Annotated in this window: 21 protein-coding genes and 1 tRNA gene; 11 read left to right on the top strand and 11 right to left on the bottom strand. The window is 71.3% G+C overall.

Annotated features, from left to right (window positions below; genetic code table 11):
* The first annotated feature begins 69 nt into the window (after positions 1-69).
* A complete protein-coding gene (locus AB0J71_RS02940; RefSeq protein ID WP_364412358.1) occupies positions 70-1,476 on the top strand; it encodes an MFS transporter in 1,407 nt (468 codons plus the stop codon).
* Here AB0J71_RS02940 and AB0J71_RS02935 read toward each other — a convergent pair.
* Together AB0J71_RS02935 and AB0J71_RS02930 are read right to left on the bottom strand one after the other, a co-directional pair.
* On the bottom strand, positions 1,454-1,810 hold the full coding sequence (locus tag AB0J71_RS02935; protein ID WP_352328721.1) for a DUF742 domain-containing protein: 357 nt from the start codon (positions 1,808-1,810) through the stop codon (positions 1,454-1,456). The two genes, AB0J71_RS02940 and AB0J71_RS02935, sit on opposite strands and share 23 nt — an antisense overlap.
* Complete coding sequence (locus AB0J71_RS02930; RefSeq protein ID WP_352328719.1) at positions 1,803-3,647, bottom strand: nitrate- and nitrite sensing domain-containing protein; 1,845 nt, start codon at positions 3,645-3,647, stop codon at positions 1,803-1,805. The genes AB0J71_RS02935 and AB0J71_RS02930 overlap by 8 nt, the downstream gene beginning before the upstream one ends.
* Before the next feature lie 208 nt (positions 3,648-3,855).
* Between AB0J71_RS02930 and AB0J71_RS02925 the strand changes: the two genes are divergently transcribed.
* Complete coding sequence (locus tag AB0J71_RS02925; RefSeq protein ID WP_364391703.1) at positions 3,856-5,415, top strand: ABC transporter substrate-binding protein; 1,560 nt, start codon at positions 3,856-3,858, stop codon at positions 5,413-5,415.
* Here AB0J71_RS02925 and AB0J71_RS02920 read toward each other — a convergent pair.
* Positions 5,391-5,582 (bottom strand): hypothetical protein, encoded by a 192-nt coding sequence (locus AB0J71_RS02920; RefSeq protein WP_352327461.1) that lies wholly within the window; start codon positions 5,580-5,582, stop codon positions 5,391-5,393. The genes AB0J71_RS02925 and AB0J71_RS02920 overlap by 25 nt on opposite strands.
* Before the next feature lie 20 nt (positions 5,583-5,602).
* Between AB0J71_RS02920 and AB0J71_RS02915 the strand changes: the two genes are divergently transcribed.
* The gene (locus AB0J71_RS02915) at positions 5,603-6,226 is read left to right on the top strand and encodes a hypothetical protein (RefSeq protein WP_352327466.1); all 624 of its coding nucleotides are present in this window, start codon (positions 5,603-5,605) and stop codon (positions 6,224-6,226) included.
* Here AB0J71_RS02915 and AB0J71_RS02910 read toward each other — a convergent pair.
* Positions 6,195-7,298 (bottom strand): MFS transporter, encoded by a 1,104-nt coding sequence (locus tag AB0J71_RS02910; RefSeq protein ID WP_364412355.1) that lies wholly within the window; start codon positions 7,296-7,298, stop codon positions 6,195-6,197. The two genes, AB0J71_RS02915 and AB0J71_RS02910, sit on opposite strands and share 32 nt — an antisense overlap.
* A gap of 74 nt (positions 7,299-7,372) precedes the next feature.
* On the opposite strand from AB0J71_RS02910, the gene AB0J71_RS02905 reads away from it, so the two are divergent.
* The 4 genes from AB0J71_RS02905 (at position 7,373) to AB0J71_RS02890 (ending at position 12,003) form a co-directional block, all read left to right on the top strand.
* A complete protein-coding gene (locus AB0J71_RS02905) occupies positions 7,373-9,859 on the top strand; it encodes an AAA family ATPase (RefSeq protein ID WP_364412352.1) in 2,487 nt (828 codons plus the stop codon).
* A gap of 8 nt (positions 9,860-9,867) precedes the next feature.
* Positions 9,868-10,839, top strand: a complete 972-nt coding sequence (locus AB0J71_RS02900; RefSeq protein ID WP_364412349.1) for an inositol-3-phosphate synthase — start codon at positions 9,868-9,870, stop codon at positions 10,837-10,839.
* A 37-nt stretch (positions 10,840-10,876) separates the two neighbouring features.
* Positions 10,877-11,677 carry an exodeoxyribonuclease III gene (locus AB0J71_RS02895; RefSeq protein WP_352328021.1) on the top strand — a complete coding sequence of 267 codons (801 nt, stop codon included), beginning with the start codon at positions 10,877-10,879 and terminating at the stop codon, positions 11,675-11,677.
* An 89-nt stretch (positions 11,678-11,766) separates the two neighbouring features.
* The gene (locus tag AB0J71_RS02890) at positions 11,767-12,003 is read left to right on the top strand and encodes a hypothetical protein (RefSeq protein WP_352328020.1); all 237 of its coding nucleotides are present in this window, start codon (positions 11,767-11,769) and stop codon (positions 12,001-12,003) included.
* 24 nt (positions 12,004-12,027) lie between these two features.
* On the opposite strand, the gene AB0J71_RS02885 is transcribed toward AB0J71_RS02890, so the two are convergent.
* Both AB0J71_RS02885 and AB0J71_RS02880 read right to left on the bottom strand, forming a co-directional pair.
* On the bottom strand, positions 12,028-12,963 hold the full coding sequence (locus AB0J71_RS02885; RefSeq protein WP_352328019.1) for a cobalamin biosynthesis protein: 936 nt from the start codon (positions 12,961-12,963) through the stop codon (positions 12,028-12,030).
* On the bottom strand, positions 12,947-13,741 hold the full coding sequence (locus tag AB0J71_RS02880; RefSeq protein ID WP_352328018.1) for a phosphotransferase: 795 nt from the start codon (positions 13,739-13,741) through the stop codon (positions 12,947-12,949). Before AB0J71_RS02880 ends, AB0J71_RS02885 begins: the two co-directional genes overlap by 17 nt.
* A gap of 593 nt (positions 13,742-14,334) precedes the next feature.
* On the opposite strand from AB0J71_RS02880, the gene AB0J71_RS02875 reads away from it, so the two are divergent.
* Together AB0J71_RS02875 and AB0J71_RS02870 are read left to right on the top strand one after the other, a co-directional pair.
* The gene (locus AB0J71_RS02875; RefSeq protein ID WP_352328017.1) at positions 14,335-15,069 is read left to right on the top strand and encodes a ZIP family metal transporter; all 735 of its coding nucleotides are present in this window, start codon (positions 14,335-14,337) and stop codon (positions 15,067-15,069) included.
* A 54-nt stretch (positions 15,070-15,123) separates the two neighbouring features.
* A tRNA-Arg gene (locus AB0J71_RS02870) sits at positions 15,124-15,197 on the top strand.
* A gap of 207 nt (positions 15,198-15,404) precedes the next feature.
* On the opposite strand, the gene AB0J71_RS02865 is transcribed toward AB0J71_RS02870, so the two are convergent.
* A complete protein-coding gene (locus AB0J71_RS02865; protein ID WP_364412347.1) occupies positions 15,405-16,061 on the bottom strand; it encodes a site-specific integrase in 657 nt (218 codons plus the stop codon).
* A 378-nt stretch (positions 16,062-16,439) separates the two neighbouring features.
* Here AB0J71_RS02865 and AB0J71_RS02860 point away from each other — a divergent pair, with 378 nt between their 5' ends.
* A complete protein-coding gene (locus AB0J71_RS02860) occupies positions 16,440-16,880 on the top strand; it encodes a hypothetical protein (protein WP_364412344.1) in 441 nt (146 codons plus the stop codon).
* A 28-nt stretch (positions 16,881-16,908) separates the two neighbouring features.
* A complete protein-coding gene (locus tag AB0J71_RS02855) occupies positions 16,909-17,127 on the top strand; it encodes a hypothetical protein (RefSeq protein ID WP_364412341.1) in 219 nt (72 codons plus the stop codon).
* 170 nt (positions 17,128-17,297) lie between these two features.
* Here the strand turns inward: AB0J71_RS02855 and AB0J71_RS02850 are convergent, their stop codons facing one another.
* The 4 genes from AB0J71_RS02850 to AB0J71_RS02835 form a co-directional block, all read right to left on the bottom strand.
* The gene (locus AB0J71_RS02850; protein WP_364412338.1) at positions 17,298-20,615 is read right to left on the bottom strand and encodes a S8 family serine peptidase; all 3,318 of its coding nucleotides are present in this window, start codon (positions 20,613-20,615) and stop codon (positions 17,298-17,300) included.
* 15 nt (positions 20,616-20,630) lie between these two features.
* The gene (locus tag AB0J71_RS02845) at positions 20,631-21,509 is read right to left on the bottom strand and encodes a hypothetical protein (protein ID WP_364412335.1); all 879 of its coding nucleotides are present in this window, start codon (positions 21,507-21,509) and stop codon (positions 20,631-20,633) included.
* A 96-nt stretch (positions 21,510-21,605) separates the two neighbouring features.
* Positions 21,606-22,664: a CU044_5270 family protein gene (locus AB0J71_RS02840; protein ID WP_364412332.1), complete on the bottom strand. Its 1,059-nt coding sequence runs from the start codon at positions 22,662-22,664 to the stop codon at positions 21,606-21,608.
* The gene (locus tag AB0J71_RS02835; protein WP_364412329.1) at positions 22,664-23,248 is read right to left on the bottom strand and encodes an RNA polymerase sigma factor; all 585 of its coding nucleotides are present in this window, start codon (positions 23,246-23,248) and stop codon (positions 22,664-22,666) included. The genes AB0J71_RS02840 and AB0J71_RS02835 overlap by 1 nt, the downstream gene beginning before the upstream one ends.
* Positions 23,249-23,436 lie beyond the last annotated feature (188 nt).

Here is a 23,436-nt window from a genome sequence, read left to right as displayed (position 1 = left end):
TTGCTTACCTAACTTACGTATGTATCATCGTTTCTCGGTTACTTACCTAAGTTATCTAAAGGAGCCGACATGGCGACAGCCGTCGTACCCGCGGCGCGTGAGACGTCGATGCGCAATCCCTGGCCCACGGTGGTCTCCCTGGCGTTCGCGGCCTCCATCGCCGCCCTCCAGAACACCGCGGTGGTCCCGTTGCTTCCCGTGCTGCAGCGGGAGCTGCACGCCTCGCTCTCGGCCGTGAGCTGGACGCTCACCATCAGCCTGCTGGTCGCCGCGGTCTCCACGCCGTTGCTGTCGCGCTTCGGCGACATGTACGGCCGGCGCCCGATGATCCTCGGCGCGCTGGGCCTGCTGGTGGTGGGCTCGGTCATGGCGGCGATGGCCACGTCGCTGACCTGGTTGATCGTCGCCCGGATCCTGCAAGGGGCGGTGTCCGCGCTGGTCCCGTTGTCGATCGGCGTGGTCCGCGACCTGCTGCCCAGGCAGCAGCTCGCGACCGGCATCGGCGTGCTGAGCGCCACGATGGGGTTCGGCAGCGGCGGCGGCATGATCCTGGCCGGGCTGGCCGCCGGTGACTACCACCTGGTGTTCTGGATCACCGGCGGGATCTCGGCGGTGGCCGTCGTGATCCTGGCCTTCCTCGTGCGGGACGTGGCGCCGGCCGGCAAGGGCCGTCCCGACCTCGCCGGGGCCGCGTTGCTGACCGCCTGGCTGGTCGCGCTGCTGCTGGCGATCAGCGAGGGCGGCTCGTGGGGCTGGACGTCGCCCGGCGTGCTCGGGCTGTTCGCCGCGGCCGCCGTGCTGGCCGTGGTCTGGGTGCTGGTCGAGCGCAGGGTGGCCGAGCCACTGGTCGAGATGTCGATGCTGGTGCACAGGGGCACGATCGGCGCGACGGTCTCCTCGATGCTGCTCGGGTTCTCGTTCTTCACGATGCTGACCGGCATGTCGCAGTTCGCCCAGGTTCCGAAGGCGACCGGCTTCGGCTTCGGCGCCTCCACCCTCCAGGTCGGGCTCTTCCTGCTGCCGAGCACCCTGTTCATGCTGGTCATCTCGCTGTTCGCGGGGCGGATCATGCGCCGGTTCGCCGCCTCGTTCATGGTGGCGACGGGCGCGGGCGTGACCGGGCTCGCGGGGGCGTGGCTGGCGTTCGAGCACGGCAGCCCGGCCACTCTGTACGTGGCCTCCTCCCTCATGGGCGTCGGCCTCGGCATCGGCTACGCCGCCCTGGGCACGATGGCCGTCGAGCACGTCGAGCCGTCCAGGACCGCGCTGGCCGCGGGCGTCAACGCGCTGGTGCGCATCGTCGGCGGCAGCGTGGCGGGCGCGGCCATCGCCGCGATCCTGGCCGCGCGCCCCGGCGTCCTGGGCTTCCAGTGGGTGTTCGGCACCGCCGCGGCGGCCGGGCTGGTCGCGGCGGTGTTCGCCACCGTCTACGGAATGCTGAACAGCCGGGCCGTCACAGCGCCTTCAGCCCACTGATCACTTCCAGCAGCACCTTGGCGTCCGGCGCGGGGGGCGGCAGCTCGACCTGGACGAGCTGCCGCGCGTGCAGGTCGCCGACCAGCACCCGCACCACGCCGATGGGCAGGTTCAGCTCGGCGGCCACGTCCACCAGCCGGGTGGGCTTGGTGCACTTCTGCATGATGATCAGGTGCTCGGGCCCGAGCCCCACCGGGGGCGTCAGCCCGCCGGCGGTGACGATGACCGCGATGAGGTCGATGGCCTCGCTCGCGGGCACCGTACGGCCCCTGGTCAGCAGGTAGGCCGGGACGATCGGACCGGCGTCCTCGTCCAGCCAGCGCTCGTCACTCACTTGGCACCACCCGCATGACAGGACGGGCGGGCTCCTTCACGTCGGCCTCCGGTTCCGGATCGGCGACGTGCTCAGCCGGGATCAACACGATCGCGGTGGTCCCTCCATATGGTGAACCGCGTAGCGTCACGCGGATGTCGTGCCTGGCGGCCAGGCGCGAGACGACGAAAAGCCCCAGCTTGTCGCTGTCGGCCAGGTCGAACTCGGGTGGGCTGGCCAGCCGCTCGTTGAGTTCGGCCAGCTCCTGGGCGCTCAGCCCGAGCCCGCGGTCCTCGACCTCGAAGGCGAAGCCGCGGGCGGTCTCCTCACCGCGCACGATGACCTGCGTGTGCGGCGGCGAGTAGACGGTCGCGTTCTCGATGAGCTCGGCGACCAGGTGGATCACGTCGCCGACCACCGGCCCGGCCAGGCGCTGGCCGGACATCGGCTCGACGGTGACCCGGCGGTAGTCCTCCACCTCGGCCGTCGCGCCGCGGGCCACGTCGAGCAGCGGCACCGGCTTGCTCCAGCCGCGGCCGGGGGTGGCGCCCGACAGGATGATCAGGCCCTCGGCGTGGCGGCGCATGCGGGTGGTCAGGTGGTCGAGGCGGAACAGGTCGTCCAGGGCCTCGGGGTCGGTGGCGCGGTGCTGCATGTCCTCCAGCTGGATGCGCTGGCGGTGCAGCAGGGCCTGGGAACGCCTGGCGAGGTTCCGGAAGACGTGCCCGACGCCCTCGCTGAGCTGCGCCTGGCCGATCGCGGCCTCGACGGCGGTCTGCTGGACGGTGGAGAAGGCCTGGCCGACGTCGCCGATCTCGACCGTGCTGGTGGCCACCGACAACTCCGGCATCTCCACCCTCTCGCCCTTGCGCAGCTTGGCCACCACGTGCGGCAGCCGCTCCTGGGCCACCTCCAGCGCGGCGAGCCGGAGCGCGCCCAGCTCCTTCGACAGCCGGTTGCCCATCCGGATCGAGAACACGATCGACACGATGACCAGCAGGAAACACGTGCCGGCCAGGATGAACGCCCGCGACAGCACCTGGTCGGCCACGGGGTCGGCGCGCGCGTTGAGCAGCGTGCTGGCCCGCATGAGCGACTCGCCGTACGTCTTGGAGATCGACTCGGTGGTGCTCAGCCAGCCGCGCGGCGGCGTGGCGCCGGCGATGATCCGGTCCTCCATCAGCCGCATGCGCTGGTAGACGGGGGAGGTGACGAGGGAGACCTGGGTGTCGCGCAGGCTCGCGTCCAGCTCGCCGAGCCCCTGGTCGATGAGGAAGCGCCGGTTGCCGACGATCTGGGTGAACTGCCGGCGTTCGGACGGCGTGACCGGGCCGAGCGCGATGGCCTGCTCCCTGGTCAGCAGCTCCTTGGCGTAGCCCAGCTCGATGATCACGCGGGACTGCTCGTAGATCGGGATGTCGTCGATGAGCGCGACGCGCCGGTGCAGGCCGTACAGGGAGTCGATCACGGAGTTGTACGCCTCGCCGGCGAGCAGACGGTCGGACAGGCCGTCGTCGATCTCACCCCGGATCGCGTCGAGCCTGCCGAGCTGCGTGTACACCGCGTCCACCTGCGTACGGATCTCTTCCGATCGGTCCTTGGAGTTGCTGGAGAGCTTTCTGAACTCGTCCCTGGCGGCGTCGGTGCGGGTGCGCTGGTCGGCCACGTCCTTCCGGGAGGCGGCCTGGCGCAGCAGCTTGGCCGAGGAGAGACGCTCGTGCTGGAGCTCGCTGATCAACTTGTACGCCGGATGGCGGAGGTTCGTCCAGAGTGTCTTGTACTGACGCAGCTCCAGGCTCTCGCCGGCGGTGACGGCGGTGATCACGCCCCACAACACGACCATGGAGGTCAGAGGCACGAGTAGTAGTCCGATGATCTTCATGCGGATCGTCCGGCTACGACCCATGGCACCTCACTCCGGTCGGTCCCCTGCTGGCAACCCCGGACGGGACAAGCCCAGAGGATAGCAATTCGATCACCCAATTGCCCAATTTTTCGGGACTTTTGGACATGTGTCAGTGATCTTGCAGTAGGTTTCCCCCAAATCGGTTACAGAGGGAGATGCGTTGCGCCGTCGTCTCGCAGCGGCCGCCGCGCTGGCGCTTCTGTCGGCCTGTTCCGGGCCCAGGGAGGTCCCCCGGCCCCCCGCCGCCGAGTCGGTCTTCGTGTACGCGCAGAACCTGGACGTCATCTCCGACTGGGACCCCGCGAGCTCCTACTCCAACGAGCTCATCGCCTTCCAGAACGTCTACGAGACCCTGACCCTCTGGAACCCCTTCACCAAGAAGTCGGCCCCCCGCCTGGCCACCTCCTGGCGCTCGACGCCCGACGGCCGCACCTGGACGTTCACCCTGCGCCAGGGCGCGACCTTCCACACCGGCCGGCCGGTGGACGCCGCGGCGGTCAAGGCGTCGATCGAGCGCACGATGAAGACCGGCGCGGGCGCGTCCTACATCTGGGACGCCGTCTCCTCCGTCAAGGCCGAGGACGCGAGCACCGTCACCTTCGCCCTGAAGTACGCCGTGCCGCTCGACCTGGTGGCCTCCTCCGGGTACGCGGCCTACATCTACGACACGCAGGCGGCGCCCGACCTGCGCTCATGGCTCGGCGCGGGCAGGGACGCCGGATCGGGGCCGTACACGGTGGCGGCCTGGCACCCGGGCCAGGAGGAGGAGCTGACGCTCAAGGCGTACCCGAAATACTGGGGTGGATGGGACAAGCCGCACTACAGCACGGTCAAGTACCGCGTCGTGCCCGACCCCGACCGCGCGTGGCGGATGCTGGCCCGCGGCGAGGTGAGCTTCGTGGACCGGCTCAGCCCCCGGCTGTTCGCCAGGGCCGCGGTCACGCCCGGGGTGCGCACCAGCGAGCGGGACTCCTACCAGACGGCCATGCTGCTGTTCAACACCGCGAGCGGCCCGATGAAGGACGTGCGGGTGCGCCGCGCGGTGCAGCAGGCCGTCGACTACCGCGGCCTGGTCAGGGCGCTCAGGGGCGCGGCCGCGCCGGCCAGCGGCATCGTCCCTGAAGGGCTGACCGGCCACGTCGCCGGCCGCGCCCCCCGGCAGGACCTGGCGGGCGCGGCGGCCCTGCTGGGCCGCGCCGGGTACGGACCCGCGGGCCGGCCGCTGCGGCTGCGGCTCACCTACGCGCAGGGCGACCACGACCAGCGGCTGCTGGCCACCAGCCTGGCGGCGGAGCTGAAGCCGCTGAACGTCACCCTCGACGCCCGCGCCATGTCCTGGAACGCCCAGTGGCAGCAGGGCAGGAAACGCGGCCAGGACATCTTCGTCATGTACTGGTGGCCTGACTACGCCGACGGCTACTCGTGGTTCGGCAACGTCTTCCGCAGTGGCAACCCGCCGGTGTTCAACCTGGCCTACCTGCGCGACAGGACCCTGGACGAGCTGCTCGAAGGGCTGCCCGAGCTGAGCGTGACCGACAAGGAGGCCGCGCAGGCGGCGTACGAGCAGGCCACCGGACGCGTGCTCGACGTGCGCGCCGCCGCGGCGCTGCCGTGGGTGGTGCGGTACCAGCGGGCCTACCTGGGCGGCGTCCAGGGGTACGACGACAACCCGGCCTACCCCGACGTGGTCTTCGCCTACGAGCTGCGCCCGTCCGGCTGAGCCGCCTCCGCCGCCGACTCCGACGCCGCCTCGACCCGCTCACGCAGCCGCGTCCTGATCTCCTCGGGCGTGTACGCCCGCCGCCTGCGTTCGGCGCGCGCGATCACCACCCCCGTGGCCGCGACCCCCGCGATTCCCGCCAGACCGAGCATCTTCCACCAGCGCATGTGCCTAGGCTAGCGATGTGCTGACTCTCGACGAGGCCGTCAAGGTGACCAGAACCGGCGATCTGTGGATCTTCCGCGGCAGGTCCGTGCCCGACCGGGCCATCCAGACGATGACCAACAGCCCGGTCAACCACGTGGGCATGGCGATCGTGATCGAGGACCTGCCGCCCATGATGTGGCACGCCGAGCTGGGCAAGTCGCTGCTCGACCTGTGGTCGGGCACCCACCAGCGCGGGGTCCAGCTGCACGACCTGCGCGACGCGGTCACCGTCTGGGCCGACCGCTATGGCCAGCGTCCGTGGCTGCGCCAGCTCGAACCGCAGGCCACCCCCGAGATGGAGGACGCCGCGCTGCGCGTGGTCGCCCGGCTCGACGGCACCCCGTTCCCGTCCACCGCCCGGCTGGCCGCCCGCTGGGCCAGGGGCCGGGTCCCGCGGCGGGCCAGGAAGGAGGCCACGCTGGAGAGCGCGTACTGCGCGGAGGTCGTGGCCGTCACCTACGAGGAGATGGGCCTGCTGCCCGGCGGCCGGCGTCCCAACTGGTACGACCCGGGCAGGTTCTGGAGCGGCGACGACCTGGAGCTGCTGACCGGCCGCCGCCTCGGCCACGAGATCACCGTGGGAGTGCCGCGTACGCGGGCCTGACCCTGGCCAGCGGGACCGTCACCACGACGAGCGCGGCCACCAGCACGAAACCCAGCCGGTAACCGGTGTGCCCGAGCACCAGCCCGAACCCCGTCGCGCCCACGCCCATCCCCGCGTCGTAGGCCAGGTTCCACAGGGCGCTGACGCGGGCCGGCTCGCCGCGCTGGAGCATCACCGTCAGCGTGGCGTTCTGCAGCACCCCGAACCCCGCCCCGAACAGCGCCATCCCGGCCACGACCGGCGCCGGCGCGGCCGTCCACGCCTGCAGCGCGATGCCCGCGGCGGCGGCGAGCAGGCCCGGCACGAGCAGCTTGGCCGGGCCGTGACGGTCGCCGAACCGGCCCGCCCACCAGCGGGCCGCCGGCGTGGCGAGCGACTGGGCGAGCAGGGCCGCCGAGGCCAGCCCGGGCGAGCCCGCCAGCGGCAGGAACGTCACCAGGACGCCGACGGACAGCGTGACCGAGCCGAAGAGCAGCATCGGCGCGGCCAGCCCGCCCGTCCGCCCGCCCGCGCCGGCCGTGACGGGCCGGCCGGCGGGCAGGCCGGTCACCGCCACGAGCCCCACGAGCGGCAGCAGCCCGGCGACCACGAGGACGGGCGCGAACCCGAGCACGTCGGCCGCCCACAGGCCCAGCGGCAGGCCGGCGACCGAGGGCACGCCGACGGCCAGGCCGTACAGGCCGAGCCCTTCGCCGCGGCGCTCGGCGGGCACCAGGTCGGCGGTGAGCGCGGTGCCGGTGACCACGAGCACGCCGAGGCCCGCGCCGCGCAGCAGCGAGACGGCCAGCACCACGGGCAGCTCCGCCGACAGCGGCAGCAGCAGGGCGGGCAGGCCGAGCAGGACCAGGCCGAGCGCCATCGCCGCCCGGTAGCCGTGCCGCGACAGCAGCCACGGGACGGCCAGCTCGGCCAGCACCGTGGACAGCATCATCGCGCCGGTCGCCAGGCCCGCGCCGGACGCGCCGGAGCCGCCGGTCGCCGCGTACAGGGGGACGGTGGAGAACAGCAGGAAGAAACCGAGCATCCCGGTCACCGAGGCGGCCATCATCAGGCTTAACGAACGCGTCATCATGCCTTCGACGATGACAAATCCCGTTCTGGGCGGGATCGGGCATGATGCGTAGCCGCCTCTTCATAATGAGAGGTGTGTTCGTGGGACGTGAGGCCGAACTGGGCCGGCTGGCCGCCGCGTGGGCCCGCACCCCGAGTGCGGTGCTGGTCGTGGGCGAGGCGGGGATCGGCAAGTCCAGGCTGGTCGCGAGGTTCGCCGGCGGGGTGGACGCGCTGGTGGCCGAGGGCGGGGCCGATCCGGGCGGGCCGGCGTACGCGCCGTTCGTGCCCGTGTTGCGCCGCCTGGTCAGGGAGTACGGCGCCGGGCTCGTGCCGGGCGGCGGGCGCAAGGGGCTGGCGTGCCTGCTGCCCGAGCTGGGGGAGCTGGACGACACGCCCGACCTGGGCCGGGCCCGGCTGTTCGAGGAGGTGCTGCTGCTGGTCGAGCGGGCCGCCGAGCGCCGTCCCCTGGTGATCGTGCTGGAGGATCTGCACTGGGCCGACCAGGCCGCCCGCGACCTGCTGGCGTACCTGCTGCGCAACCTGACACGGCCCGGCGTGATGGTCGTCGCGACCTCGCGCGAGCCGTTGCGGCTGCCCGGCGCCGAGGTGGTCAGGGTGCCGCCGCTCGGCCGCGACGAGGTGGCCCGCCTGCTCGGCCGCGACGACGTCGACGCGATCGTGGCGCGCAGCGAGGGCAACCCGCTGTTCGCCGAGGCGCTGGCCGAGGCGGGCGACACGACCCCCGCCTCGCTGCGCGAGCTGCTGCTCGCCGGGGCCGAGAAGCTGCCGGGGCCCGGTCTCGACGTGCTGCGGATCGCCGCCGTGGCCGGGCGCAGGACGCCCCACGAGGTGCTGCGCCAGGTCGCCGGGCTCGACGACCTCACGCTCGACGAGGCGCTGCGGCCGGTCGTCCGGGCCCGGCTGCTGCTCGTGGACGGCGACGCCTACGTCTTCCGGCACGCGCTCATCCGCGAGGCCGTCTACGACGACCTGCTCCCCGGCGAACGCCGCCGCCTGCACGCCCGCTGCGCCCCGGCCCAGCCCGAGCTGGCCGCCGACCACTGGCTCGCCGCGGGCGACGGGCCGCGCGCCTTCGAGGCCGCCTGGCGGGCCCGCAGATGGGACCTGGTGCTGGAGCTGTGGGCGCACGCGGACGGCCAGGACCACGCCCAGGTGCTCGAGGACGCCGCCAGGGACGCCCTGCGCGACGGCGACGCCCACCGCGCCGACGACCTGGCCGGCCGGGCGCTCGCCGAGGTCGCCGACCCGCTGCGCGCGGCCCACCTGCTGGAGCTGCGCGTCGCCATCCGCGACCTGCACGGCGAGGAGGGCCTGGACGACCTGCGCGAGGCCGTCCGGCTGGCCCCCCGCGAGTCCCGGCTGCTCGGCGCCCTGGCCTGCACGCTGGCCTGGCACGGCCAGGACGACGAGGCCCGCGCCCGCGCCGAGGAGGCGTACGCGCTGGGCGACGCCAGGTCCCTGGTCACCCTGGCCGCGCTCGCCGCGCTCGACGACGACCTCGCCACCGCCTCCGCCCTGTACGCCCGCGCCCGGATCAGCGCGCCCGACGACGACACGCTGCTCGTCTCCTACGCCGGCGAGGCCGACGCGCTGGAGGCCGCCGGCGAGCACGCCAGGGCCGAGGCGGTCGCGCGGCGCGGCATCGCCGAGGCCGCCCGCCTGGGCCTGTCCCGCTCGCGCGGCGCCCACCTGGCCGCCAACCTGGCCGAGCCGCTCGCCTCGCTGGGCCGCTGGAAGGAGGCCCGCGAGGTCGCCGCCCCAGCGCTCGCGCTCGACCCGCCGCCGATCTACCGCGCCTGGATCCTGCTCGTGCTCGGCACGGTCGCGGTGCGGGAGGGCTCGCTGTCCGCGGCCGGCGCGCTGCTCGCGCAGGCCAGGCCGCTCATGCGCGGGCGTTCGCGCGGCTACGACTCCTGCCTGGAGCCCGACCTGCTCGAATGCCGCCTCGCCGAGGCCGGGGGAGACCTGGACCGGGCGCGCCGGCTGGTCGACCACGTGCTGGCCGAGCACGACCTGACCCGCAGCCGCCGCTACGCCTGGCCGCTGCTGGCCCTCGCGGCCCGCATCGGACGGGTGCGCGCCGCGCCCCCGGGCCTGTCCACCGTCGGGCGGCTGCAGGAGGCGTACAAGGCCACCTTCGAGGCCGAGCTCGGCGGCTCGTGGGCGGACGCGGTGGCCGCCTGGCGGGCCGTGGGGCAGCCGTACGGGCTGGGGCGGGCGCTGGTCGGCGCGGCCGAACGGGACCCGGCGCGGGCCCGCGAGCCGCTGCGCGAGGCCCTGGCCATCGCCGCCGCGCTCGGCGCGGAGCCGCTGCGGCGGCAGGCGGAGGCGGCGGCGGCCACCGCCCGGGTGACGCTGTCGGCGACGCCGGGGCTGTCGGCCCGCGAGCTGGAGGTGCTCGGCCTGGTCGCCGAGGGCCTGAGCAACCGGCAGATCGCCGAGCGGCTGTTCATCTCGGCCAGGACCTCCGGCGTGCACGTGTCGAACATCATGGCCAAGCTGGGCGCCGCCTCCCGCGTCGAGGCCGCCGCCGTCGCCCGCCGGACCGGCCTGATATGAACTCCGGCATGACCACCGTGAACGTCGCCCTCATCGGCGTGGGCAACTGCGCGTCGTCCCTCGTGCAGGGCGTCGAGTACTACGGCGACGGCGAGGCGCCCGGCCTGCTCAACCCCGTGTGCGCTGGATACGCCGTCTCCGACGTGCGCTTCACCGCCGCCTTCGACGTCGGCCGGGCCAAGCTCGGCCTGGACCTGTCGCAGGCGATCTGGGCGCCGCCGAACAACTCCCGCCGCTTCGCCGACGTGCCGCACCTGGACGTGCCGGTGCGCGAGGGCATCCTGGCCGACGGCGTGGGCGAGGGCTCTGCGGAGCTGGTCGAGCCGAGCGGCGCCGCGACGGTCGCCGACGTGGCCGCCCACCTGCGCGGGACCGGCTCCCAGGTCGTGGTGAGCTTCCTGCCCACCGGCGCCCAGCGCGCCACCGAGTTGTACGCCGAGGCCGCGATCGAGGCCGGCTGCGCGTTCGTCAACTGCATGCCCGCCGTGCTCGCCCGCTCCGGGCGCTGGCGCGACCGCTTCGCCGCGGCCGGGCTGCCGCTGCTCGGCGACGACCTGAAGAGCTCGTTCGGCGCGACGCTCGTGCACCGGGCGCTGGTCGACGCCCTGACCGCGAGCGGGGTGCGGCTGCGCGACGGCCACCAGCTGCTGGCCGGGGGCAACATGGACTTCGTCAACCTCCAGGACCCGGCCAGGATGGCCGGCAAGCGGGCCACCAAGACGTCCGGCGCCGGCACCTCCACCCACGTCGGCGCCCAGTACCTGCCCTTCCTCGACGACCGCAAGATCGCCTTCATCCGCCTGGAGGGCGAGGGGTTCGGCGGCTCCCCGCTGGAGGTCGAGCTGCGCATGGTGGTGGAGGACTCGCCGAGCGCGGCGGGCAACGTTCTCGACGCCGTGCGCCAGGCCAAGGCGGCGCTCGACGCGGGCGCCGGCGGCTTCCTGCGGGACGTCTCGGCCGCCCTCATGAAGGCGGTCTGACCCCGGACGCCGGGACCGGCCGTGGCAGGCTAGGAGGATGCGCCTGGCGACCTGGAACGTGAACTCGGTCAAGGCACGGCTGCCGCGCCTGCTCGACTGGCTGGCCGCGACCGAGCCCGACATCGTCTGCCTGCAGGAGACGAAGTGCCCCGCGGAGTCGTTCCCCGTGGCGGAGGTGGGCGAGCTCGGCTACGCCGCCGCCGCCCACGGCGACGGCCGGTGGAACGGCGTCGCCGTGTTGTCGAGGGTCGGGCTGGAGGAGGTGACGCCGAGCTTCCCCGGCGAACCGGGCTTCGCCGCGCTCGACGGGGTGGGCGCCGCCCGTCCCGAGGCCCGCGCGCTCGGCGCGACCTGCGGCGGCCTGCGGGTCTGGTCCCTGTACGCGCCGAACGGCCGCGCGGTCGACTCGCCGCACTACGCCTACAAGCTGGAGTGGTTCGCCGCGCTGCGGGACGCGCTGGCCGAGGAGGCCGGCTCGCCGCTGGTGGCCTGCGGCGACTACAACGTGGCGCCGACCGACGCCGACGTCTGGGACCCCGCGCTGTTCGCCGGCTCCACGCACGTCACCCCCGCCGAACGCCGAGCGCTCGCCGAGTTGCTCGACCTCGGCCTGCGCGACGTGGTGCCGACGCCGATGAAGGGGCCGCACCCGTACACGTACTGGGACTACCGGGCCGGGATGTTCCACCAGAACAAGGGCATGCGGATCGACCTGGTCTACGCCAGCGCCGAGGTCGCGGAACGGGTGCGGGGGGCGTACGTCGACCGGGAGGCGCGCAAGGGGAAAGGCCCCTCGGATCACGCTCCCATCGTGGTGGATCTCGACCCGATAAATTAAATCAACAAACAGCTGCCAGACGAGTATCGTGAGTAACCAAATGTGCGGGGGCACGCTTCTTCTTCAAGACCGAAAAAGGGGGCCGTGTCGTGGAACCTGCCGATGGTCGTGTCATCCTGTTCGTCCTCATCGGGCTGGCCCTGTTCGCGCTCGGACGCCGCTTCCAGAACATGATCATGCTCAGGCAGGTCTGGAAGCAGACGCAGCGGCAGGTGACGGTGCGGCGGGAGACCGCGCACAACGCGGTGAAGGGTCTGGTCGCCGTCACCGCCGTCGCCGCCTTCGTCATCTGGCTGGCGATCAATCTCAATCGGATAATGAGTTGACCGCCATTCAGCCGATTACCGCGATCATCCGGAACGGCGGCGGCGCAGGCCCCATGCGGTGAGCACGGCCAGCCCCGCCGCCGCCAGTCCGACCGCGCGGGTGAGCCGGGCGGCGCGCCGGATGTCCTTGACGTCCGGCTTGGGGCCGTCGCCCATCGTGGGGCGGTGTTCCGTCCTGCCGCCGTACACGTTCGTGCCGCCGAGGGTGACGCCGAGCGCGCCGGCGAAGGCGGCCTCGCACCTGCCCGCGTTCGGGCTGGGGTGACGGTGACCGTCCCGTCGCAGCATCCGCAGCGCCCGGACGGGGTCGTCGGCCAGCGCCGCCGTCAGCAGTCCCGTCACGCGGGCCGGCACGTAGTTCGCCACGTCGTCGAGCCGGGCCGCGGCCCAGCCGAACCGTTCGTAGCGGGGGGAGTGGTGGCCGATCATGGCGTCCAGCGTGTTGACCGCCCGGTAGGCCAGCAGCCCCGGCACGCCCGCCACCGCGCCCCAGAACAGCGGGGCGACCACGGCGTCGGAGGTGTTCTCGGCCAGCGACTCCACCGTCGCCCTGGCCAGCTCGGGCGCCTCAAGGCCGGCGGGGTCGCGGCCGCACAGGTGGGGGAGCCGGGCCCGGGCCCGCCCGAGATCGTCCTGCTCCAGGGCCTCGGCCATGTGCACGCCCTCGCGGGCGAGCGTCGTGCCGCCGAGCACGGCCCACGTGGCGAACGCCGTCACCGCCGTACGGACCGCCCGCCCGCCGCTCCTCTGGGCCAGCACGCCCAGGGCGGCCGCGCCCCCGACGCAGATCCCGACATGGACCACCCCGCGCCACCTCGTGTCGCCGTACGACGACTCCTCCAGCTTCGCCGCCGCCCGTCCGAACAGCGCGACGGGGTGGGCCGAGCTGCGAGGATCACCGAGAACCTGGTCGAGTGCGACACCGAGCGCGAGACCTAGCGGGTCATACCAAATGGGCATGAAGCTCATCTTCGTGCACATCCAGCCAGGATGCCGCCCGGCGGATGCGTTCCCCGGCGCCGCCCGCCCACATCTTGGCCCAGTTCCCGCCGGCTTGGGCGCGGGTGCGCATGACGTCGTAGGAGCGGTGGAAGCGGAGCCTGGACAGTTCGAGCAGCCGCCGGCGTTCGCGGGGCGCAAGGCCGTAGGCGTCGCAGAACAGACGGATCCTGGCCCCGACGTCGGCGTCGCGCTGAAGGGGGTGGCGGTCGACCGGGTCGGCGATCGGGGCCCAGTGGCGGAGCGTGGTGACGATGTCGAACAGCCGGGTGGTGGGCCGGGCGAGGTCGAAGTCGATCAGCGCGACGGGGGTGGCCGCGGCGGTGTCCTGACGGAAGATCACGTTGTCCGGCGTCAGATCGCAATGTCCGATGACCTCCGGCGGGCGGTCGTCGTTCGACCCGCCTTCCCATCCGCCGGCGTCGAGCGGGAACCCCGCGGTCGCGTCGTGGAACTCCCTCACCAGTAACGCCAGGTCGACCAGGAACGCGTCCGTCGAACCCGCCCGGCACAACCCGCTCCGCCCGGGGACGTACGTGAGGATCTCGCGCCCTAAGCCGTCCGTGCCCAGGACCCGCGGCGCACCCCCGAACCCGGCTGCCTCAAGGTGTCTGAGCAGGGCGTGCACGGCGGGCGTGGCCGGACCGACCGGCCTGCGCACCGTGTCACCGACGCGCACCACCCCGTCTGTCACGTCCCCGCCCTGCAGGGGAATCTCATGCAGGAGCGTCGCGACCATGCCACAACAGCTTAGCCCCATTTGCCCCACGACCGCCTGCCCTTTACCCCACCCCCTCCCTTCCCACCCCGCCCCCTCTTCCCCTGCTACCGGCAGATGCTTCTGCCGACTCCGGCAGCTCTTCTCCTGGTTTCGGCAGCTCCTTCTCCTGGCTCCGGCAGTTCCTTCTCCCGGTTCCGGGCCGCCCTGCCCCGCCGATCCCCTTCGCCCTGCCCTGAACCCGCCACCGTGACGCCTTGGCGACCGACGTATGCCGTGCCGCACGAGAATCCCGCGCCTGTCCCCGATCTGCGCCTCTCACGTGCCTGCCCTGGAACCCGCGCATCTTGCGAGCCTGTGTCCGAAGCCGTGCCTCCCATGCGCCCGTCTCCAAAGCCGTGCCGCTCGCGTGCCTGCCCTGGAACCCGCGCATCTTGCGAGCCGGCCTTTGAATTCGCACCCCTCGCCAGGCTGTCCCCGAACCCGTGCACTTCGGGAGCCTGTCTCCGAACCCATGCCCCTGGTGGGCCTGCTTCCGGAGCCGTGCTCCTGGAATCCTGCGGCCGAGTGTCGTACCGCCCCCGCCTCCCGGCCACCCCCTAGCCTGAGGAACCGTGCCCATCCTGCTCTCCTTGGCGGCCTTCCTCATGACGCTGCTGGGCGGGCTGGTCGCCGACCGCGTCAAGAACAACCGCCACCTCGTGCTCGGCGCCGCCGCGGGCGTGATGCTGGGCGTCGTGGCCTTCGACCTCCTCCCCGAAGCCCTCACCCGGGACGCCGTCGACGTGCTCGGCGTCCCGCTCCCGATGCTCATGTTCGCCCTGGCGTTCCTCGGCATCCACATCGTCGAACGCTCCATGGGCATGCACGACGCGCACGAAGGCGACTACGCCGCCCACCGCCACGCCCGAGCCGGCGTAGGCGTCACGGCCGGATCCGCCCTGGTCATCCACAGCCTCCTGGACGGCGCCGCCATCGGAGCCTCCTACCAGACGGACGCCTCGCTCGCCGTCGCCGTGGCCATCGGCGTCATCGCCCACGACTTCACCGACGGCTTCAACACGTACACGATTACGTCGCTGTACGGAAACGCCCGCCGCCGCGCCCTCACCCTCCTGGCCCTGGACGCCCTGGCCCCCGTGATCGGCGCCACCCTGACCTTCCTCATCGCCATCCCGGCCCACGTCCTGACCGCCTACCTGGGCCTTTTCGCCGGATTCCTCCTCTACCTGGCCATCTCCGACATCCTCCCGGAGGCCCACACCACCAGACGCGCCACCGGCTGGACCCTGGCCGCCACGGTAACGGGAACCCTCTTCATGTGGCTGGTGATCGCCCTGTCGGCCTGACACGACCAGAACGTGTGCGTGACAAGTCGCCGGATCATGCACAATAAGGCAGGAGCGCCCTTAGCTCAGCTGGATAGAGCACCGGACTTCTAATCCGACGGTCGCAGGTTCGAATCCTGCAGGGCGCGCTTTGATCATGGCCTGACCTGCGGCTATGCGGGATCAGATGCGTTCTAGAATTTTCGTCTAGCGGTTGCGTGCTCCGTGCGTGCTCGGTCGCACCAACCCTGCACACACCATGATCATCCGCCATCCCGGGTCGGCTCAGCAAGAGCAGCGGCCTCGCCTCGCCGCGAGCAGGCGGCGAACGCGGGGCCGGATGCTTAATCCGACTGTCAGCTCCTCAACGAGACCACTCTCCCGCTCTCGCCCTGCTCTTCCTTGCCAAACAGCAGGGCGGCGGTCTTCTCCGCCGCCGCGGTGGCCACCTGCGGGTAGACGGAAGTGTAGGTGTCGGCGGTGAACGCGCTGGAGGTGTGACCCAGCGTTTCCTGCACCACCTTCATCTCCACCCCGACCGCCAGCATCAGCGAGGCCGCGCCATGCCGGAGGTCATGAAGCCGGATCGGTGGCAGGCCGGCCAGATAGGCCAGCCACAGGAACTGGTCGGAGACGTGCTGGGGGTGCAGGCGGTTGCCGTCGGGCTGGGTGAACACGAACCCGGTGGCGACCCACACCTCGCCCATGGCCAGCCGTTCCTGCAGTTGCTGCTGCCGGTGGGCGCGCAGCACTTGGACGGTGTCGGTGTCCAGGGGGATGGTGCGTACTGAGGCGTCGGTCTTCGGGGTGCCTTCGTGGACCTGCCAGGCCAGCTGCACCAGCTGCCAGTTCACCGTCAGACTGTGGCCGTTGAGGTCAACCTCGTTCCACCGCAGCCCGCATGCCTCGCCTCGGCGTAGCCCGCGCAGCGCGATCAGCTGATACAAGGCGAACAGCCGGTGGGCTCGTGCTTCTTCGAGGAACAGGCGGGTCTGGGCGGGTGTCCACACCATGACGGGGGAGGGGCGGGGCACGCTGGTGTAGGCGTCGTTGGGATCGACCCGCCGTCCGCCCCGGCGCCGCTTCTCCGCCCGGCGGTAGGCGGAGAAGTCCTCCTGCCAGGCGTGGACCCGTGCTTGAGCCGTGTGCCGCGACGAGTGGCACGCCCGGTTCTGAGGGGGCCCCGGTGCAGCAATGCACCGGGGCTACCCGGCGAGCGGAGGGTCTTCATGTGGATCTGCAGCGCGGTGGTGGCAGTCAGGCTCATGGTACGGGTGCCCTGAACCGAGGTGATGGAGAACTTCTCTGCAGCGTTGGCGCGCAGCAGGGTGTCGATGTGGTGGTCGGCGGCGTGGGGTAAGGAGATCGACCAGGTGAGGTACTGAGCGCTGGTGGTCCAGTTGGTGATCCACCAGTTCTTGGGCAGTTCGGTGGCGGATTGGGTCAGTGTCGAGCTTCGCGCGGCCGAGTGCGCCATGAGGACGGCGAGGTCGTCGGAGCCGGTGCCGGGGGTGATGACGTTGGGGTTGCTGCTCGACGTCGGTCCCACCGGTAGCGGAGCGTTCCCGCCCCAGGCGGTGGAGCGGCTGGAGGCGTTCACCGGCTGGATGGAGCGGCATGCGGGGAGCGTCCACGACGTACGGCCCGGCTTGGCACTGTGGCAGTTCCACGGCCGCTCTGCCGAACGGACCCTGCCGGACAGCCGCACCCGCATCCACCTGTACCTGATCATGCGCCCCTACGAAGGAATCACCGTCCGCGGCCTTCCCGTGGCACGCATCCGTGAGGTGCGGATGCTCGGCACCGGCCAGGCGCCCACCGGGCTGGCGTGACGGTCCTGCCCGGTTCCACCTTGTGGAGGTGGAGGGCTACCAGCGGATGCGCGAACACCTGCGTGACCATCCCGCGAACCGGCCCTGGCGCCGCCGCATGGCCGAACACCTCGAGGCGACAGACGACTACTCCGGCGACGGCGACGCCGGGCTCCGGCTCGTCCGGCACCTGTGGCCGCCAAGGAGCGGCTCGTTCGGGATGCCGTTCACTGTCATCCCGTCCACCAGAATCTTTTGCTTGCCGTAGGTGTGGCGGGGCTGTTTGGTCCAGGGCTTGCCGGGCGCGGTGCTGCTCGTAGCACCGTTCATGGCCTGCGTACCGGCAGTGCCACTCGGTGCAGGTGTTCTGATCGCAGGCGCGCACATGTGCGGAGCCGGAGGCGACGGTGGTCGTCTCCGGCTCCACGGCTGGGGAGGTTATCCGACCGCGTAGGCGCGGTGGATGGTCTGGCTGACGCGGTTGTCCGCGGTGTCGGTCACCATGGTGCGCAGGGACACGAAGCCTGCTGTGCGCGGATTGTTGATCTGCGCCGTCCAGGCCGAACCCTTGGCCCTGACCCGGATGTCGCGCCAGGTCACTCCGTCATCGACGGACATCTGCAGGTGGATGGAGTTCACGGCCGCCGCGGGAGCGCCGGGATTGCGTTCGATCCAGAGGGGCACCCGGGTGGACGATCCGGGCTTGGCCCGGTTGTACTCGTCCAGCCCCTTGGGGGCGTAGCGGACCGCCAACAGGGAGAGTGCTCCCCGCTCGGAGGTGTGCGCCGAACGGAACGTCCACGTCGACTCCACCTTCGTGGACAGCGTGGAGTACGGCACCTGCCGGTCGGCCGTCGCGCTGAGCGTGTACGTCGCGGGCTTCGCCGGGACGCCGGCGGTCAACCGGCAGGAATCGAGCTCCCACGGCCCGCACCTGGTGTAGTCGATCGTGGAGATGACCTGACCATCCCTGGCGAGGCTGACGGTGCCGGTCGCCGTGCCATCCATGCCGACCCGGCCGGGCACGCCCTCGGAGAACAGCCGGGCGCCGTCGAACACCACGGTGTCCCCCTCTCGCCAGCCGCCCACGGTGGCGAAGGACGGGCCGCTCACCGCGACGCCCCACGTCTGCCGATCGCGGCCGTGGCCGATGGGTTCCGTGGCCCCCGTGACCGCGGATTCGCCGACGCGCAGCGCGCTGGACCACTTGTGCCCTCGCGTCCGGTATTCCGTCAGCTTGCCTGGCAGCGGCACATCGTTCGTGGGGGTCAGGAATCCGTTGGAGAGGCCTTCGATGGCTGTCGCCACGTAGTAGGTGCCCTTCGCGGCCGTTCCGGCGCCGCGGAAGGTCGTGGTCACCTTGTCGAGGTCCTTCACCCTGGCCGTGTAGGTGGGGTCTTCGGGTATGCCGTCCTGGCGTTCGTCCACCAGGTCGTAGCGGATGGGGGTGGGAGAGGCGTCCTTGTTGTGGAAGTGCATCCTGCTGACGTACTTCAGTCCGGGCTGCTTGGAGCCGAGCAGGAAGTACACGGAGCTGGGGTCGGGCCTGCCTCCGGACCAGCCGAGCCACCATGAACCGTTGATCACCCACATCTCGACCCATCCACTGGTGACAGCCGTGGGTTCGTCCAGGGTGAACCTGATCGGTTTGGCCTTGCGCGTGTCCAGGATCACCTCCGTGCCCTGTTCGCCGACCTTCACCGGCAGGTGTGTGGTCGTGATGCGTGGTCCTTCATAGATGTCCACGTACAGGCTCCACTCGCCGGCGGGGAGCCGGTAGGTGTCCGGCGCGCCGTGCAGGACCATCCGAACGCTCTCGCCCTTGCCTTTGTAGAACTCCCCGACCGCGTCGACGGGCCGGCCGTCGGTGCCGAGGGCGCTGATCTTCACGTCGTAGGCTTCCGGCTCCACGTACGCGGTGGCGACGGTACGGATGAGAAGGTCACCCGATCGGGCCGTGATGGTGCCCGAATGATCACCGGGCTGTTTGCCGGTCCCGTCGATCGTCACGGTGACGGACGCCGTGCCCTTGGCGGGCACCTCGACCCGCTGTGCCGAGGTGCGCAGCACGTCGCCGTCCACGGTGAGGTCGAGCGTGACCGGGGAATCGCCTGCGTTGGTGTAGGTGAGCTCCTTGGCCGCCCGCGGCTCGCCGGATTCGCCCCAGCGGAAGACTGTGCCGATGTTCGCGGGACTGGCGTACACCTCCTGGCCGATCGCCCGGACCACGTCGACGCGACCGGCGCCCTGGTCGAAGTGTGTGGCGCCGGCCTGCGGCGCGGCGCTGCCGATGAGCGCGGCCTTGAGCTGCTCTCCGTTCCAGTCCGGGTGCTGCTGGGCGAGGATCGCCGCCGCGCCCGCGACGTGTGGCGCCGCCATGGAGGTGCCGTTGTGGGCGACGTACGGGCCGTCTGCCGTGCCCTGCGCGGCCGCCGCCGTGATGTCGACGCCGGGGGCGGTCACGTCGGGCTTGATCGCGTGATCGCCCCGTCTCGGGCCGCGGCTGGAGAATTCGGCCATCTGGTCGGACTTGTCGACCGCGCCGACCGTAAGTGCCGCGTCGGCGCTGCCCGGGCTGTTGACCGAGCCGGGTGTTCCGTCGTTGCCCGCCGCGACGACGAACAGCGCTCCCGTACGCGCTGACAGGGTGTTGACGGCGTGCTCCAGCGGATCGACGCCAGGCGTGTCCGTGCCGCCGACGCTCATGTTGATGATCTTCGCTTTGACCTCGGCGGCGGCCCATTCCATGCCTGCCAACAGTGCCGCTTCGCTGGCGTACTCTCCGCCGACCTTGCCCAACGCGATCTTCGCCCCCGGTGCGACACCCCGGTACTTGGCTCCGGCTCCTGCCACGATGGAGGAAACATGGGTGCCATGTCCAACGTTGTCGGTGATGTCGGGTTCGTCGGAGAAGTTGCGCGACTGCGTGACGACGTCCTTGAGATCGGGGTGCGTGGCGTCGTAACCGGAGTCGAGCACGGCGACCGTGACGCCGGCTCCGGTCAGCCCCTGTTGCCACGCCTGCGGGGCCCCGATCTGCTTGACGCTCTGGTCAAGGGTGATGCGCCGCTTCCCGTCCAGCCAGATCTTCGACTCGCCGGCGGCCAGTGATCGGGCGCCGCCGACCAGGCTCTGCCAGGTCTGGCCCGCCGTCGCCTTGGGGACGCTCGTGGCGGCCAGTCCCAGCCCGGCGAACTCCTTCGCCTTGCGCGTTCCGCTGAGCGCCGGTGCCGCCTTCCCCTCGGTTGACTGCACGATCAGCGGTATCTCCGCCTTGTGGGCGTCGCCGTACCGCCAGGCGAGCAACTGCGTGACGTCGAACAAACGCTCATCCAGCAGACCCTGGGCCAGCAGCCGCTTCGCGTCCTCTGGAATGACGTGGAGGTGTCCCTGACGGCGCTGAACGTCGAAGCGTTCCTTTCTGCCCGGTCCCGGCTCGATCCGGTGACCGTTCGCGGTGACGGTCACCCGGTCACCGGTCAGCAGCGTCACCGAGCCCGACACCTCGGTCACCGGAGATGCCGGCTCTGCCGCCTGCGCGGCGCTCGTGGATCCGCTAGCGATGAGACATCCCGCCACGAGCATGGCGAGGGTTCCGTGTGTTGATTTCATCTGCTCTCTCGTGGTCGATGTGCGGAGAGTTGCTCGTCCGATGGAGCAGAGACGCTGATGGCCGGGGAAGCGACTCTGCGGGCCACCGGCAGGAACCTTGGAGGCGGACGAATCGAGGTGCCGCTCGCGCGCCGCGAGCGGCACCTCGGGAGTGCTGGGTCAGCCGAGCTTGTGGTAGATCCGGGTCGGGATCGCCTGGGCCGCGCCCTCCCTGCCGAACTCCTGGTAGACCCGCGACGTGATCTCCATGGCCTTGGGGGAGTAGGCGGGGTAGAAGTCCTTGCCGCACTCCAGGTCCTTCAGCGCCGCCTTGATCTCCTTGTCCAGGTACGGCCTGGCCTGGGCGGGCTTCAGATTCGGCTGGAAGATGACGGTCTTGCCTTTGGGCGCCTTGGGCAGTTCGCCCTTCCACGCCTTCTTCGCGACGTCCGAAGCCTGTCGCACGATCTTCGTGTGGCTCAGACCGTCCAGCGCGGTCGGCTCGGTCTGGTCGACGCCCAGGCACGCGGCGAACTGCTTGCCCAGCCGCATGAGCTCCTTGTCCTGGTCGAGGACGCTCAACGACTTCCGTTCCGCCGCTTCGAGCTGGTCGTGGTAGTCCTCCTGGGAGGTGACGGTCTTGCCCAGCACCTCCTTGACCGCCTGGGAGAAGCAAGACTCGTCGGCGGCGCGCCACTTCTTCAGCTCACCGGCCGACAGCGACATCAGCATCTTGTTGTTCGGGTTCTCCTGCTGGACGGGGTTGACGACCTCGTCCTTCGGATAGACGTTCACTGACCAGACACCGAAGCCGTACTTGGCCCGGTAGGCCCGCAATGCCTCCAGGTCACCCGCGAGCCGCTCCTGCTCCCCGGGCTGCCACTTGTAGCGAGCCTCCGGGGAGGCCACGTAGTCCAGGCCCCGCTCCGTCATGCAGGCGACGCGCTTGGCCTCCAGTTGCGTCTGCTCGTACGCGGCGGCGTCCCCCGACGGCGACGCGGTGAGGCCGCCGAACGTGCCGGCGAGCAGGGTGGCAGCGACCACCTTGGCAACAAGCATGGATGTTCTCCTTCTTTCTTGAGGGCATGCAGGATCGATCTGAAGGCATGCGAAACAGAGCTCACGGCCGGAATGGCCGGATCAGGTGGGAAAGTCTCAGCAGGGGATCTTCATGCGGGACGCCTTCGGCGACACCTGGGGCAAGGCGGGGGCGAGATCGACGGCGAGGACCGCGCTGCCGGTCACGGTGCCCTTCTTCTCGGTGTACTCGACGCCGGAGGACACCTTCACCTTGCGGTCCCTGGTGCTCACTGTGCGTTCACCCAGATAGTGGTAGGTCGTCCGATCGAAGATCAGCTCGGACCGGGTGCCGTCGCCCTCGTCCATGGCGGCGGCCAGGCCGGGGCGGCCGGCGGCGTCCACGGCGTCGCCGACGAGCACGATGCCGTCCAGCCCGGCCGCGACCTGGTACAGCGCGGCCCCCAGGCTGGGCCGTACCACGGACTCGCGGACCAGGCCCTGGAGAGCGCGCCAGACGCGCAGCGGCTCCTCGCCCGTGTCGGCCACGATCTTCGCGCGCACCTGGTCGGGATCCGTCGGCCACGCGCCAAGCCGCGCGTAGGCCGGCTGGCCGGGACAGGTTCCCGGCTCGTACACGATGTCCTCGACGCCGTGGTCCCAGTACCTGCGGGGCGCCGGTCCTGTGCCCGACAGGCTCTGGCTGCGGCTCAGCCAGGGCTTGCCCACGTCGGCGGCCTCCCACCGCTCTTCGTTGACCATCACCTTGGTATAGAGCGTCCGGCCCGACTCGTCCTTGGTGTGCAGACTGCGCTGGGCCAGCGTCTTGGTGTGAACGTACTGGCCGCGGGCCGGCACCGTGTCGGGGCGGTCGCCAGCGGCCCGCGCGGCCAGGGTGAGCAGCGCCTTGGCGTCGGCCGGAGGGGCGGCGATCAGATACCCGGGGGTACGCGGGTCGGAGCCGCCCAGACTCACCTGGCTGACGATGATGCCGCCGGTGAGCATCACCGCCATGGCGCCGACCAGGGCGACGCGCCGGATCGGCAGCCCGGCGGGCCACCCGCGGCGCGGAAGGCGCAACCGTGACGCCCGTGCTTCGCCGGTCAGGCGGAGAAGGCGGTCACGCCCCCTCGCCGCCGCCTCCGGCGTGGGCTCGGGCTCCGCGAACACGGCCTCGACCAGCTTCAACTCGTCCATCACCACTCCCCGATCGGGTTGACGTCGCCCAGGGCCTTGCGCAGCTTCCTGCGCGCCCTGTTGATCCGGGACCCGACGGTCCCCACCGGTATGTCCAGAGCGGTGGCGATCTCCTCGTAGCCCAGCCCGCCGAACACGAGCAGGAACACCACGTCGCGATCGCCCTTCGCCAGCCCCTTCAGCCCCCGTACCAGCTCCGGCCGGCTGGCCCGCGCCGCGAGTTGCGCGGTCACCCGATCCTCGTGCCCGTCGATGGATTCCTCGGCAGCCACCTTGCTGAGCGCGTTCAGGCGGCGGCCCTCCCTGCGGCGGTGACGGCCCACGACGTTCGTGGCGATGCCGAACAACCACGACCGCACGGTCCCCCGCTGCGGGTCGAAGCCGTGCCTGCCGTTGAACGCGAGCAGGAAGGCGTCCGCGACCAGATCCTCGGCCTGCTCACTGCCGAGCCGGGCGGCCAGGTAGCGGTAGACCTCGTTGAAGTACCGGTCGTACAGGAGGGCGAAAAGCTCGGGACTGTCCAGCGACCGCTCGACCACCGTGACGTCTTCCATCACGTCGTTGGCGTCAGGTGGTGCAGTCATGGCGTCCTTCCGAAGGCAACTGTCATCCAGTGTTCGCCGCTCGGCAGGTTTTCTTCACGGCAATTTCCGTCCAGGCAGGGCCGGCCTGGCGTCCGGCGAGCGCGGACTCAGACGCAGCTTCTCGGCTTCAGGGACGTGGACCAGGCCGGGAGCATGCCGGCGATTCGCCCCCGAGGTATGGATCAAGG

It is taken from the genome of Nonomuraea sp. NPDC049637 (genome assembly GCF_040675235.1).
Lineage (GTDB): Bacteria > Actinomycetota > Actinomycetes > Streptosporangiales > Streptosporangiaceae > Nonomuraea.
The sequence above is the reverse complement of the archived record's forward strand: the minus strand, read 5'-3'. Positions and strand labels throughout refer to the sequence as shown.

Coding starts and splice junctions, on each gene's coding strand:
- AB0J71_RS02940 (WP_364412358.1), top strand. CDS start 70: ATGGCGACAGCCGTCGTACCCGCGGCGCGTGAGACGTCGATGCGCAAT.
- AB0J71_RS02920 (WP_352327461.1), bottom strand. CDS start 5,582: ATGCGCTGGTGGAAGATGCTCGGTCTGGCGGGAATCGCGGGGGTCGCG.
- AB0J71_RS02910 (WP_364412355.1), bottom strand. CDS start 7,298: ATGATGACGCGTTCGTTAAGCCTGATGATGGCCGCCTCGGTGACCGGG.
- AB0J71_RS02900 (WP_364412349.1), top strand. CDS start 9,868: ATGACCACCGTGAACGTCGCCCTCATCGGCGTGGGCAACTGCGCGTCG.
- AB0J71_RS02895 (WP_352328021.1), top strand. CDS start 10,877: ATGCGCCTGGCGACCTGGAACGTGAACTCGGTCAAGGCACGGCTGCCG.
- AB0J71_RS02885 (WP_352328019.1), bottom strand. CDS start 12,963: ATGCCCATTTGGTATGACCCGCTAGGTCTCGCGCTCGGTGTCGCACTC.
- AB0J71_RS02880 (WP_352328018.1), bottom strand. CDS start 13,741: ATGGTCGCGACGCTCCTGCATGAGATTCCCCTGCAGGGCGGGGACGTG.
- AB0J71_RS02865 (WP_364412347.1), bottom strand. CDS start 16,061: ATGGTGTGGACACCCGCCCAGACCCGCCTGTTCCTCGAAGAAGCACGA.
- AB0J71_RS02845 (WP_364412335.1), bottom strand. CDS start 21,509: ATGCTTGTTGCCAAGGTGGTCGCTGCCACCCTGCTCGCCGGCACGTTC.
- AB0J71_RS02840 (WP_364412332.1), bottom strand. CDS start 22,664: ATGGACGAGTTGAAGCTGGTCGAGGCCGTGTTCGCGGAGCCCGAGCCC.
- AB0J71_RS02835 (WP_364412329.1), bottom strand. CDS start 23,248: ATGACTGCACCACCTGACGCCAACGACGTGATGGAAGACGTCACGGTG.